Origin of the sequence: Bacillus sp. FSL R7-0646 (assembly GCF_037969865.1) — a bacterium.
Classification (GTDB): domain Bacteria; phylum Bacillota; class Bacilli; order Bacillales; family Bacillaceae; genus Bacillus; species Bacillus licheniformis.
Genome location: NZ_CP150217.1, coordinates 271789 through 284035, shown reverse-complemented (window position 1 = coordinate 284035; position 12247 = coordinate 271789). Strand labels below are relative to the sequence as shown.

Annotated in this window: 14 protein-coding genes and 1 other annotated feature; of the genes, 2 read left to right on the top strand and 12 right to left on the bottom strand. The window is 45.3% G+C overall.

Features of this window, described 5'->3' with window-relative positions; genetic code table 11:
• Positions 1-35: 35 nt before the first annotated feature.
• Complete coding sequence (locus MKY62_RS01575; RefSeq protein WP_009330272.1) at positions 36-476, top strand: RDD family protein; 441 nt, start codon at positions 36-38, stop codon at positions 474-476.
• A 51-nt stretch (positions 477-527) separates the two neighbouring features.
• On the opposite strand, the gene MKY62_RS01570 is transcribed toward MKY62_RS01575, so the two are convergent.
• From MKY62_RS01570 to MKY62_RS01525, 10 genes are all read right to left on the bottom strand, one after another.
• Positions 528-1472, bottom strand: a complete 945-nt coding sequence (locus MKY62_RS01570; RefSeq protein ID WP_003178626.1) for a DMT family transporter — start codon at positions 1470-1472, stop codon at positions 528-530.
• A 19-nt stretch (positions 1473-1491) separates the two neighbouring features.
• Positions 1492-1653, bottom strand: a complete 162-nt coding sequence (locus MKY62_RS01565; protein WP_003178625.1) for a tryptophan RNA-binding attenuator protein inhibitory protein — start codon at positions 1651-1653, stop codon at positions 1492-1494.
• 100 nt (positions 1654-1753) lie between these two features.
• Positions 1754-2011: a binding site (T-box leader), on the bottom strand.
• 58 nt (positions 2012-2069) lie between these two features.
• A complete protein-coding gene (locus tag MKY62_RS01560) occupies positions 2070-2585 on the bottom strand; it encodes a DUF2812 domain-containing protein (protein WP_003178624.1) in 516 nt (171 codons plus the stop codon).
• Positions 2578-2922: a helix-turn-helix transcriptional regulator gene (locus MKY62_RS01555; RefSeq protein ID WP_011197515.1), complete on the bottom strand. Its 345-nt coding sequence runs from the start codon at positions 2920-2922 to the stop codon at positions 2578-2580. The genes MKY62_RS01560 and MKY62_RS01555 overlap by 8 nt, the downstream gene beginning before the upstream one ends.
• A 19-nt stretch (positions 2923-2941) precedes the next feature.
• A complete protein-coding gene (locus MKY62_RS01550) occupies positions 2942-3121 on the bottom strand; it encodes a hypothetical protein (protein WP_003178622.1) in 180 nt (59 codons plus the stop codon).
• Between the two features lie 212 nt (positions 3122-3333).
• Positions 3334-4086 (bottom strand): MerR family transcriptional regulator, encoded by a 753-nt coding sequence (locus tag MKY62_RS01545; RefSeq protein ID WP_003178621.1) that lies wholly within the window; start codon positions 4084-4086, stop codon positions 3334-3336.
• Positions 4087-4215: 129 nt separating this feature from the next.
• Positions 4216-5043: a DUF4885 family protein gene (locus tag MKY62_RS01540; protein WP_003178620.1), complete on the bottom strand. Its 828-nt coding sequence runs from the start codon at positions 5041-5043 to the stop codon at positions 4216-4218.
• 63 nt (positions 5044-5106) lie between these two features.
• Positions 5107-5934 carry a PPC domain-containing protein gene (locus MKY62_RS01535; RefSeq protein ID WP_003178619.1) on the bottom strand — a complete coding sequence of 276 codons (828 nt, stop codon included), beginning with the start codon at positions 5932-5934 and terminating at the stop codon, positions 5107-5109.
• A gap of 110 nt (positions 5935-6044) precedes the next feature.
• The gene (locus MKY62_RS01530; protein ID WP_003178618.1) at positions 6045-7259 is read right to left on the bottom strand and encodes a serpin family protein; all 1215 of its coding nucleotides are present in this window, start codon (positions 7257-7259) and stop codon (positions 6045-6047) included.
• Between the two features lie 128 nt (positions 7260-7387).
• Positions 7388-8899, bottom strand: a complete 1512-nt coding sequence (locus MKY62_RS01525; protein WP_003178617.1) for a class I adenylate-forming enzyme family protein — start codon at positions 8897-8899, stop codon at positions 7388-7390.
• Between the two features lie 277 nt (positions 8900-9176).
• On the opposite strand from MKY62_RS01525, the gene MKY62_RS01520 reads away from it, so the two are divergent.
• Positions 9177-9596: a MarR family transcriptional regulator gene (locus MKY62_RS01520; protein ID WP_003178616.1), complete on the top strand. Its 420-nt coding sequence runs from the start codon at positions 9177-9179 to the stop codon at positions 9594-9596.
• Positions 9597-9629: 33 nt separating this feature from the next.
• On the opposite strand, the gene MKY62_RS01515 is transcribed toward MKY62_RS01520, so the two are convergent.
• Positions 9630-10541, bottom strand: coding sequence for a macrolide 2'-phosphotransferase (locus tag MKY62_RS01515; RefSeq protein WP_003178615.1), 912 nt, complete (start codon positions 10539-10541; stop codon positions 9630-9632).
• Positions 10542-10956: 415 nt separating this feature from the next.
• Positions 10957-12141 (bottom strand): DUF4885 domain-containing protein, encoded by a 1185-nt coding sequence (locus MKY62_RS01510; RefSeq protein ID WP_003178614.1) that lies wholly within the window; start codon positions 12139-12141, stop codon positions 10957-10959.
• Between the last annotated feature and the right edge of the window lie 106 nt (positions 12142-12247).

Sequence of the window (12247 nt, the reverse complement as noted above, 5' to 3'; positions counted from 1 at the left end):
ATTTAAAAATAGAAAAAAAGACTATAAAATGGTTAATGTTGTGTTTTTATCATTCATTTATAATAGAGAGGATGTTATACATATTGCAATACGCTCGTTTTTGGGTTAGAGCGGGTGCATGGTTGATCGATTGCGTATTGGCGGTCGGGTTACACTTTTCATCCGCATGGATATTCGGCGACGGATCTCATGAAGTTGCTGCAGCCGCCCTGCTGGTATACGTTTTGTATCCGCTTCTGATGCCGCTGACAAAGCTCCAGGGCACGATTGGAAAAGCAATTTTTAGAATTCGTATCGTTTCTGATGATACGGGCCGACGGATTAAGCTTTGGCAGGCTTTCGTGCGCTACATCGTCTCATGGGTGCATATCTTTTTCGGTCTGCTGTATTTAACCGTCGTTTTTTCAGGAACGAAACAAGCGGTCCACGATTTCGCGGCTAGAACATATGTCATGAAAACGTCCGACACTGAGTAAACCACCTTTATTCATTTAAACAGAAATAAAAAGGGATATGAATCCCTTTCTCTATTTCCGGTATTCCAGCAGACTAACCGTCAGGTGCACTAGCAAGCACCCCAGCCACTGAACGGGAGTTAAACGTTCGTTTAAAAACAAAACACCTCCGAAGATGGTGAGGACGGGGCCGATCATGGAAATGACGGCCCCTCGTTCCGCTCCTATCCGCTTCATGCCTTCCAGCATGAATAAAAAAGGAATGACCGTCGTCACCGCCGCAATGATCATAAAAAAACCATACATTGCGGGAGGATAAGAAAGCACGATTCCCGGTTGTTCTCTCAGCGAGCGAAGCAGCGCATAACCGGCCATCGCAAGACTTGCTGCCGACATTCCATAGGCATTCATTCGAATCCCTCCGATTTGACGGACAAGTCCTCCCGCCACAACAAGATAGGCCGCATAAGCGACAGCGGACAATAGGATCAAAAAAGCCCCTGACAGGTTCGCTTCCAATGCTTGCACATCCCATCCGCCGACAGCCAAAAACAGCCCGGCATTCACAAGCAAGATGGCAGCAAACGTTTTACCCGAGACCATTTTTTTATTTACAAAGGCGGTTATGATCAATACGAACATGGGGTAGCTCATCACAATCATCCGTTCAACGGTTGCAGAAACACCGTGAAGGCCGATAAAATCAAGCAATGGCGATAGAAAAAAACAAAGCAATCCGGCCGCACAAGCTTTAAAAATCTCCGCTTTTTCAGGCTTAGCCGGAAGCTTTGAGCGATACACAATAAAAATCAGCCAAAACAGCGGCGCCGCAAATAATTGCCGGTACAACAGCACCGCTTCCGGCTGTGCACCTTGTTCATAAGCCCATTTGACAAAAATGGATTTTGAAGCAAAACACATCGTCCCAAAGACCATAAAAACGACCCCGGCCGCTTTTCGAACACCGTGTTGAATATGGCCGCTCTGCTCAGCTGTACTCTTCTCTGCTCGACTCAACTCTAAACACCCGTCCTTTTTATTCGTTGAGATGTTTTTTTATAAAATGGAGCAATGTGCTGCCCTGCACCGTCAAAATCACGCCTTTTCCCGAACATTTTGGACAAGGCTCCGGCTCTTCTCTTCCGCTTCCATTGCAATTTGGACATGTCGTTTCCAAATCGTCCGTTGCAATCACCATTTACGATCACACCTCCGTTTCCGTTTAGTATTATGCGGCCACTCCGGCCAGCCTTCCTCCATGGCCACCACCTCCTTAAAAATGCAAAAAACCCCCGTCACAAAAGGACGAGGGTCTCGCGGTACCACCTTTATTAATCGCATAAACGATTCGCTCGGAACATACGGAAAGGGGACAGTCAGCCCTTTCGATACGCTTCTCTTGATAACGGAGAGAACATCCCGGCTCCGCCTACTGCCCGTTTCAGCGAAGCGATTCAGAAGCCCATTCGGCATCAGGAGGGCATCGGTTCACACCAGCCACCGACTCTCTTAAGCCCATGCTCTGACACGTACTTGATCTTCTTCAATATCGTTTAGCCGTACATGATTTGTAAAAAATATATTACTCTGAAAATTAGCGGGTGTCAAACAGCGTCAAATTCTTGTTTTTCTACGAACCTTTAATATACACACGATCAACAGGCACAAAACAAAGAGATTGAATGCTGCTATCCAATAAAAATATCCCGGGATGCCTATGATAAGAATCGGAAGTCCCGAGCTGAGAAATACACTGGCAAGTGCAGCATATAACACTTTTAGTAAGCCATTATATTTTTCCGCTTCAGATTCACGGTCTGTATAAATCACATTTGTTTGAACTTGACTCGGATCAGCCGCAAAGTAATGCCAATTTAAAAACTGTGTCACATGCTTCCAGCCTGCATCTTCGTAAATATGAATATATTCTTCTTGATCAAGGTTTGATGTTGTCTTATAGTCGAGCCGATATACTGTATTGCTTGGTTTTGTCTTTTCAAATGTATAGATAAATAAAAAGAATGACTTTAACATCCACCCTTGTTTGGCCATTTCATTCAGCCAGTCCTCTTCCTTCCGGTCTTGCCAGGCAAGAAAAAAACGGAATTTACGCTTTCTTTTTTTACTCATTGCTTGTATCTCCCTCTTTTTGAAAAATAGATTGACTGATCGCCACCAATTTAGACAGACGTTTAAATTCGAGTTCAACAACCGCCCATCCTTCATTCGTTAAAATATACTGCTTTCTCCGATTATCGCCGGTTTCGCCTTCCTTTTTAATCAACCCCTGCTTTTCGAGTTTGCTTAATGCACCATAAAGAGTGCCAGGCCCTAGTTTGACCTCTCCCTCGCTCATGCTCTCAACCCTTTGCATAATGCCGTAGCCGTGTAATGGTTGAGTTAATGACAATAATATGTAATATGTAGCCTGCGTAAGCGGTAGATAGTTTTCCGCCGTTTTTTTCATCACTTTTCGCACCTCATTATTAAGTATGGCTTTTTTCATTTATATATCTCATGAGCAGTACAACACCTATTAGATTGAAAATGATGCTGCCCCCAAGAACCAGCCCCCACAATACACCGTTTATCCCTGATAAAACCGCTAGATTTAATAAAAGAATTCCGCTCAAAACAAATAAAATCCCGGTAAGGTATGTATTCAAATCATTTGCCTCCTCATTTTGTATCGTCTTACGATATATCGACTAACGATATAATAGCATATTAGACGATTCGACACAAATCAAACACAGCAATCAGCCTGCAAATCAAATAAGTCAGCACAGGCTATTGCCCAAAAGGAATATCTCACATTAAAATCTAAAAAAACCGCCTAAAAGGTCATTTCACAACCTTATCAGGCGGTTTCCAGCGATTATTCCTGATTTCTGTCAGCAAACACCGTCATGGCGTCGCACATGAACTTCGCCAAGCCGGCGCCGTATTGATCGATGTTTTTCGTAAAGCGCTTGTCAGCCACATACATTTGTCCTAGACCTTTGAAAGCTTCCAGCGAATAGCTGTGGCCGGTGTTATTGTTCAGAAAGTCGTACCATTCCTTTATAGCCGCCTGTGCTTCCTCTGAGTCGGGGGCGCCTTCTCTGAGAGCGGCGATTTTTCTGTAAATGGCGTCATATTGCTGTTCCATTTTTTTTCGTTCACCTTCGGACATCGATTCGATATAGGCCTTCGATCTGTCGACGGCTTCATCTCCCCAGCGTTCCCGCGCTTCTTCCTCATACGGGTTTTGACTGAAATCAAAACCCGCGAATTTTTCCTCGTTTGTCATGTTGATTTCTCCTTTCGCAAATTGGATCGTTTTATCGATTGTCGCAATCATTTGGTCAAGCCGGCTCCTTTTCTCCAGCAGCGCTTTGCGGTGGAGCTGAAGCGCCTCATTCTTGTCAAATGAAGGGTTCTCAAGAATGCTTTTAATCTTTTTTAAAGGGAAGTCAAGCTCTCTGAAAAATAAGATTTGCTGCAGCTTTTCCAGATCGTCATCTGAATACAGCCGATATCCGGCTTCGGTTGTCTCCGACGGAGCTAATAACCCGATTTCATCATAATGATGCAGTGTGCGCACACTGATGCCGACTAAATCGGCCACTTCCTTTACTTTCATTTTCATCCATCTGACCTCCCTTCGATATTGACTATAAAGTATCCCGCAACGTGAGGGTCAATGCGAAATTTGAAATTTTTTTCGTGCAATTTTTATGCAAACAAAAAACCCGGCAAAATCACTTTGCCAGGTCTTTTAAAAATTGTTCAGCAGGACTTCTCTAAGAAACGGATCATCCAGCCACTCGTTCAGCTGGCCCGCGGAGAATCCTTTTGATACATTGAGATCGATAAGCGTTCCGCCGGCATAGCCGAAAGAAGCCGACCTGTCCGGAATGGTGTCCGGCCCTTTCGCCAGGACATTCTTCAGCTTCTTCAGAATGTTTTGAAAACTCTTCTCCAAGTCGCTTTTCGGGTCTTTGGCTGATTCAATCACTCTGGTGAGCTTCTCATTTCCGCCTTCAAGCTCTCCTCTTTCATCCAAACTGACATCAGCCAAAGACAGCCCGGCGACCGTTTTCAAAAACTCATTCACATGCCATTTTTCGTAAGCCTGTTTATCCAGCGGCGTTCCGTTTTGTTCACCGATCAGTTCTGCGTGGCCCAACAGACGCGCACCGAACCGTTTATCGCTGTCGTTTAAAACAGCTTCGATACGGGTTCTTTTTTGTTCGTCTTCGATGCCTTCAACTGTAATCCGGTTATGTCCGTCAACATGCAATGTCAGATGTTCGCTTTCGGAAAGGGAAATTCCGCTCTCCCGCAGCGCCCCTTCGATCTGGCTGTTCAAACGCTGCCTGTCCACATAAAGATTATAGATCTCAAATTGAACGCCGTTCATTTGTGACCGTAATGACGGTGCATTTTTTTGGGCTGATTCAGCCTGTTTGCTGATGGAGAGAGTGTCTGTTTGGCTGGCGGGCATCCTTTTGGAGCCTTTAGTCTTTGCCGGCACATTCGCGGCGGCCGGCTTCATCAGCTGCTCGGAATAAAGCGAAAGTTTTACCCTGTCTCTAATATTCATGGGAGCTCCTTTCATGCCAATTACATTCTATTACTTTTTATATCGGCCGGGATTTGGATCTGTTTACCAGCCGTATGTTGAATCGTATTGATAATTGATCTTCAGCTGCGGCGATCTCCAAGTTGAACTGCTCCAAGCGAGCGAATAGTATCTCACATTCCATGTCGTTTTGACGGGAAGCGCAAGTTCAGGCTTTAGATCCGGAAACAGTGTGCCGCCTGAAACCGATGTGTGCCAAACGCCTTCTTCCTTGTTCAGGACTTCTCTGTAGGTGTGTCCGAGACTTGGATATATCGTTCCCTCGGCAGAAACGCTTTTCACAGTCGCTCCTTCGGGAATGGCCGAGGCATTGGCAAGATTGACGGCGGCAACCGGAGAAACGACTCCCTGTCCCGGGCTTGAGATGGATGACGGAGACAAATTCGCCGTATAAGCACCGCTCTTCATTCTGTCGATAAATTCAAGTCTGTAAAATCCCCAGCCGTCATATGAACCGTCTTTAGACATGACGACCGCAATGTATCGGCCTGTCTCGGGAACATCCAAGCGGATGATTTCATTTTGGTTTCCCATTCTTTCAGAAGATCCTACTGCGGGATAGCCGTAAGCATCTTTAAATAAATATAGATCATAATCTGTATTTGCCGGGATGTTCTTTAGGTGAATGGCAAGCTGTTCTCCCTTTGTCGCGTAAAATTTGTAATAATCTTTATCGCTTTCGCTGTGAATCGTCGCCGAAATCGTCTTGTATTTCCACAACCCTACATCGTAAGCCTCAGCGAAAGAATTGTTGGGTTCATACTCATCTTCGTAAACATTCGCCGAAGCCGAAAATGCTGGAATCGCCATCAAAAACAAACTGAACACGAACAGAAACAAACTTTTTTTCATTTGTCCTTGCCTCCTGTTTATTCATCACCATAAAGGAACTCCCTTCCTAATATCGGTAATAAAACAGGAAGTTTAATGAATTTTTATAAAATAATGGTATTTCCCCAGATTTAATCATCTTTCGGCTCTGCCACACTGCCCAAAAAGAGAATCATTCCGGATGCTTCATCAACGATCGCAAAATAAAACGGGTGGTCTGCAGTCATGGTCACTTCAGGGACGGGGGCTGATTCGATGATTTCAACCGCCGTTGCCGCGGATGCTTCAGTGCCCGCTTCATCCACTTTGATAAATGTTTTATGTCTGACTTTATTAATTTGAGCGGCGCCATGCCCGGTAAACATATTTGAAAAATTCGCGCTGCTAAACACGGTTTTCATTCCAAGGCGTTTAAGCGGTTCATTTAACATGTAGTCTGTTTGAAATGAGAAGCGCGGCAGCTTGAGCTCCACCTGTTTCATCGTCCAGCCCTTTTGCAAGGCGCGCCATTGATCATGCGTCATGCCAGTCAGAAGCTGTTCTAGATTTGCCGCTTTTTTCGGCAGAAAAACGGCTAGTGACAGGCCTTCGTCTTGAAATGGCAGCTTGACGGCTTGAAAATGTTCGTTTTCCAGATAAGGAAAGCGGTTTGTCTGCGTCATCATGGGGTGTTTTTTTGCGGAGCCGTCCGCTGAATAAAATGGCTGTTCCGCTGTCATGTGAGGATCAAATGGGTGCTTCCAGCTTTCTTTAAAATAGACGGCATTGATGATGTAGGCAATCGTATTCGACGAGACTTTATCAACGATCTGATCGATGCGGTCTTTCGTTTTCTTTTTGACCCAGCTGTTGATTTCCTCTGTTGCCCGATTAGGATCAATTTGAAGCTGATAGGCGTCGCCAAGGCCTTTGATCGCGTCTTGAAAGCTTTCTTTCAGCTCCCTTTTGGTCCATATCGAATTAGCTGATGAAAATTCACCGTGAGGCAGCGTTTCAAGAGAACGATTAACAGATTTTGATATCCCGTTGATCGATGCCATATCCGCCTGGCTGAGATGTAAAGTGCTGAGCAGTTCCTTTCTGCTGTCTCCCGCGGCACCGTTTGCCGTCATCAAAAGTGCCTGCTGAATACTGTAAGGTGAGAGGAAGATGTTTTTCCGGCTCCCTTCTTCTTTTATCATGTCTTGAAACAAGGCGAGCGCAAATCGCTGTTCAGCTTCAGAAAACGAGGCTTCCGTTTTTTGCGCTGATCTGCCGCGCGGGGGATCAGCCTCCTTCAGTGCACCGCATCCGGCCAGCAATAAAAGACCGGCAATAACCACCATTGCACTCCATTTCGATTTCAATTGTCAACACCTCCTAATGTTGTAGTGGGTTTAGCACTGGAAAACGTTACAAAAAACGGCAGCTGATGCAAGGAATCAGCAAAAAAAGCTTATCCAATGCTGGATAAGCTTTCGGTCAATCATTGCGCTCACTGCCCTTTGACTGCCAGTTCACGCAGATCTTTTTTGACGATTTTGCCGAGCCTGTTTTTCGGAAGGCTGTCGATAAAGACGATTTCAGGAATTTTATAGTCGGACAGGCGCTCTTTGCAATACGCGATAATGTCCTCCTTCTTGAGGCCGGCGCTTTCATTTTTCACCACATACGCCCTCGGAACCTCGCCGTACATTTCATCCGGGACGCCGATGACGGCAGATTCAACTACTCCGGGCACTTGATCGATGATTTCTTCCACTTGGTCCGGATAAATGTTGTCGCCTCCGTAGACAATGACGTCTTTATACCGGCCGGTAATATATAAAAATCCGTCTTCATCGAGTTTGCCGGAGTCCCCCATATAGAACCAGCCGTCTTTCAGCACCTTTTGCGTGGCGGAAGGATTTTGGTAATACCCTTCAAAAACATACGGGCTTTTGACGACGACTTCTCCGACTTCTCCCGTCGGCAGCTCTTCATGTGTATCAGGGTCTTCGATTTTTATGCTGACTTGCGGAATCGGCTTGCCGGCTGAAGTGACTTTATCCCAGCCCATGTCAGGCCGCCATACGCTGACCGTCCATGCTTCTGTGCTGCCGTACCCCTGCACCATCATGATTCCATGGTCATTGTACTCCTTAATCAGCCGCGCCGGCACCTTGGTGCCGCCGGAAACAAGCATTTTCACAGATGACAGGTCGAATGGATGTCTTTTCATTTCCTCCAGCATGTAGGTGTAGACGGAAGGAAACGCCATCATCATATGAATGCGTTTCTTCTCGATCTCCTGCAGGATTTCAAACGGTTCGGGATCCCATAAGAAATAAAGGGCAATTCCTTCAAAAGCCGCCTGAAAAACATGGTTGAGCGAGCTCATATGATAGAGCGGGTGGCTCGCTAAAAAGCGCGTGCCTTTCAGCTGCTTCGATTTCACGTTCACCTCTGTCAAGTATGCGGCCAGACTGCCGTGGTTGACCATGCAGCCTTTCGGGTTTCCCGTCGTGCCCGAGGTGAACAGCATTAAAGCCAAATCATGCTCTGTCACCTGCTCAGCTTCCACCTTCAGCGGCCTGTTTTTAAATAAGCTCTCAAACTGTTCAGTCGTGTTCATTCCCGCACCCGCTTCAATCATCAGGCAGAACTGAAGCTGTTCGCGGAGCGGCGTTAGTATATCGGCAAATTCCAAGTCATAAAACATCACCTTCGGCCGGCAGTTGTTCAAGATTCCTTTTAATTCATACGATGTCAGCTGCCAGCTTAACGGCACGACTGTCGCTCCGATTTTAAGAGACGCCAGCAAAATGACGGGAAAATGATGATTATTTTTACATAAAACCGCGATGTGGTCTCCTTTTTGAACACCCTCCTCCAGCAGATAATGAGCCAGCTGGTTCACCCGTTGGTGATACGCTTTGAACGTAAACGTTCGATCTCCTCCGGACAATGCTTCCAACCCATCTGACGTTTCCATATGATGATTGATTAATTGCTGAAGTGTACTCAAAATTTTCATCTCCAAATTTTCATTGTTTCTCACAAAACCTGGTGAGATTATGTGACGCACAAATTCATTCTAAAACAAAATATATCCATTGTAAAACTATTTCATAATAGAATTATTATCTTTATGAACTGATAACAAAAGGAATTAAACCGCTCATTTTAAAATTCACAAAATCGTTTTTTGCGGAGCATTCGCTTATGATAAAATAGACCTATGTTTGTTTGGTCAGTATGAAATTGCTGATCTACTACACGATGTCGGAAATGAGGAAACCTTCATGAATCACCATCGGATTGAAGCGAATCTATTGGACCATGCTTTCACGAAATATTTGCGGTCTTCAAAGAAATTAGACGAAGAAACGATTCCGAAAAGTATCACGAGCGGCAAAGGGTTTATTTTGCGTATCATTTACAGACACGGAACATGTACGATAAAGGAAATTTTACAGGAGGTCGCGCTGTCTCCATCAGCAACGACAACAGCTCTGAACCATTTGGAGAAAGAGGGTCTTGTGATCAGATCGAGAAATAACGATGACCGGCGCACCGTCTGGATCGAACTGTCGCAAGAAGGAACGAGGATCGCCGCACAAATGGTGGAAAACCGCCAGGCCTTGATCGACAAGCTCTTCGGCAAATTGTCAGAGGAAGAAAAAAAGGCTTTTTTTGCTGTGATTGAAAAAGTGATGATGTAAAACGGGCCGTCGATCGAAATCGACAGCCTTTTTTTATTGTGTGACGCCAAGCGCGTCCAGCGCCATTTTCAAGTGCTCTTCTTGTTTCGTTTGAAGGGCAAACATGCCGATTTCGATGCCGTAGGCGGCCTGCATTTCTTTAATATGCTCTTTCATCCGCGGCCAGACGCGTCCTCCTTCTTCTTCGTAATAAGAGATGAGCCGTGCGGTTTCGGCTTCTCCTAAAATCGTCTGGTATAACAGAAAGTCTTTAGCCGGGTCGGCGATTTTTGCTTCTGTCCAATCCAACAGCCCAGTTATGCTCTGATGCTGGTCAATCAAAATATGCGGAGGGTGCAAGTCGCCGTGGATAAACACCGTATGTTCAGGCCAATACGAGTCGTCAGACAGCCACTTTTGCCATCTTTCCCAGAGCTCGGCGCTAACCACGAGCTCACTTTTGATCCGCTCCATATGCTCTGCTTTTGTCTGCCTGACGTCATCCGGATTCATCACATGCATGCCCGCTTCTTCTGCGTCCTTATGATCGATGCCGTGCAATAGCGCGAGCGTTTTCGCCAATGACCTGGTAAACGCTTCAGCCGGAGGCTCATGCTCCATGTTCCATACGTAATTCTTGATGTCCATGTCAATGACTGCGGCAGGCACACCCGGAAGCTCCGGATATGCAATCAGTTCGGGAGTATGAATGCGCCAATCCGGCACAGCCGCGGGAAGACGGTTTTGCAGCAGCTTCAGCACTTTCCCTTCATACACTGCCCTTTCAATCACATCGTCGCGCCGCGGTTTTCTCAACACCCAACTCTTACCTGCTTCATCTTCTGCAAAAACGACTTGAAAATCCATGCCGGACTCGTTGATTTCCGCATGCTTTCGTTTCAGCCGAAGGCCGTGTTTTTCCGCAAGTTTTAATGTATGTTCAATTTGCTCATTTACAGTTGTCATATACGATTTTCCCCTTTGCTGAAGGTTTTGAATAAAAAAAGCGCAGGTCGTCTGCCTGTGCTGGAAAGTAAACGGAAAAAAGATATGGCTAATAAACTGAAGGCAAGCTTCAGAAATGCTATTTTTAAAGGCAAAAAGAGGCGCTGGAATCCGCGCCTCTCCCTCTATTACTGCATAAGGGCTCCCTAAAAACAGGCAGACTAATCCCGATTACCCTGCACACAGGCAGAGTCTTTGTTCACGATTTAGTTAGCGAGGACAAAGTTCAATCGGAATCTGATGTATGCCATTTGGGAAATCCCTCCGTTCTTAAAAGTTAGCCTTATTTTAACAGGTGTTGGGAAGACCCGCAACGAAAAATTCAATTATTAAGAAAATCACCCTGATAAAGGAAACTCGTTCCTGGCTTTTAAAACTAATCATTCACACCCGTTCGGCGCTTTAATTCTCTTAGCCAAGCCGTATCCCCGGTTCCATAGCTCTTCTTTTGCCCTGTATCCCGCAATGACCCGTTGCTGTAGTCAATAGACAAGATGAAATCCGGAACAGAATCATATTCGGCTTCCGCAAGCCTGTCCAGCTCTGCTCCATAATGAGCGATTGCGAGATGAGCCGTTTTCTTGAGGACGGGATCCTTCTCCAGCTCTTCTTTATACACTTCTAATAAATCACGGCCGGAAGGTGTTACATATCGGCCATCAACCACTTCCAAATCTTTCAGGTGATACCCTGTCACCTCATATATCTCGCGAACCGTCTGATATTTTTGGTGCGCTTCTTTGGAATATTGTGCCGAATCGCTGCTCAAGCTTTTCATGATATGCAGAAATAACTGTTTGCTGTTTTCTCCTGATTGCAATATTTGTTCAATTTGATGGATGAGTTGCTCATCATCTGTTCCGCTTACCTTTACTTGATAATCAATCGGTGTAATCGTAAAGGTGAGCGCCGCATCCGCTGGAATGGCAATATGATATTGATCCAGCAGCGCTTGAAGCTGTTTGTTGACTTGGCTGCGCTGATATACTTTCTCATTCTCCGTCTCTACTTCCCCATTAAAAGTCACATTTCGAAACGCGGCATCCTGCATATTATAGCTTTGCGCCTTTCCTTTGAACAGCCACTCAGTTTCATTGTCATATGCAGCCTGTCTTTCTGCTGCCGACAAGTCATTTCTGAAATAAGGGGAATTGGGGTTTTTGTATTTATCCTTAATGTAGCCTAAAGGGTCGGGTTTCGTTTTGTTCATTGCATTTATTTTGCTGTATTTTTCATCTAAGATTTTTTTCCTGATGTCACTTTCTGACACATAGGGGTTTTGGGCATTAATCTTCGTTTCTTTCCCTGTATCTGTGACAGTTCGATCATTTGCTGCTTCGTATGCCCGCCTGAAAGCTCCGGCATGATTCACAATACTGTCCTTTGAGTAGTTCAGCTTACTCAAACTTTCTTTCGATGCTCTCCCTGCTTGACTGCTGGCCTTCTTCGCAACGGCAGTGATATCGGAAGAGACATTTTTTAAAGTTGTATCAGCCGCATTTCTTTTCAATATATTCTGGACCATCAGCTGTGTACGGATGTATTGACTATTGAGACGCATTGGGCACCTCCCCTCAATTCTTTCTATACTCCCTATATCGGCTTGATTATGTTTATATTAACCTTATTAAACAGTAATTTACATGAAAACCTATTTAGCAGTCTCA

Coding starts and splice junctions, on each gene's coding strand:
- MKY62_RS01535 (WP_003178619.1), bottom strand. CDS start 5,934: ATGAAAAAAAGTTTGTTTCTGTTCGTGTTCAGTTTGTTTTTGATGGCG.
- MKY62_RS01515 (WP_003178615.1), bottom strand. CDS start 10,541: ATGACAACTGTAAATGAGCAAATTGAACATACATTAAAACTTGCGGAA.
- MKY62_RS01520 (WP_003178616.1), top strand. CDS start 9,177: ATGAATCACCATCGGATTGAAGCGAATCTATTGGACCATGCTTTCACG.
- MKY62_RS01540 (WP_003178620.1), bottom strand. CDS start 5,043: ATGAATATTAGAGACAGGGTAAAACTTTCGCTTTATTCCGAGCAGCTG.
- MKY62_RS01510 (WP_003178614.1), bottom strand. CDS start 12,141: ATGCGTCTCAATAGTCAATACATCCGTACACAGCTGATGGTCCAGAAT.
- MKY62_RS01575 (WP_009330272.1), top strand. CDS start 36: ATGTTGTGTTTTTATCATTCATTTATAATAGAGAGGATGTTATACATA.
- MKY62_RS01565 (WP_003178625.1), bottom strand. CDS start 1,653: ATGGTGATTGCAACGGACGATTTGGAAACGACATGTCCAAATTGCAAT.
- MKY62_RS01560 (WP_003178624.1), bottom strand. CDS start 2,585: ATGAGTAAAAAAAGAAAGCGTAAATTCCGTTTTTTTCTTGCCTGGCAA.
- MKY62_RS01555 (WP_011197515.1), bottom strand. CDS start 2,922: ATGAAAAAAACGGCGGAAAACTATCTACCGCTTACGCAGGCTACATAT.
- MKY62_RS01545 (WP_003178621.1), bottom strand. CDS start 4,086: ATGAAAATGAAAGTAAAGGAAGTGGCCGATTTAGTCGGCATCAGTGTG.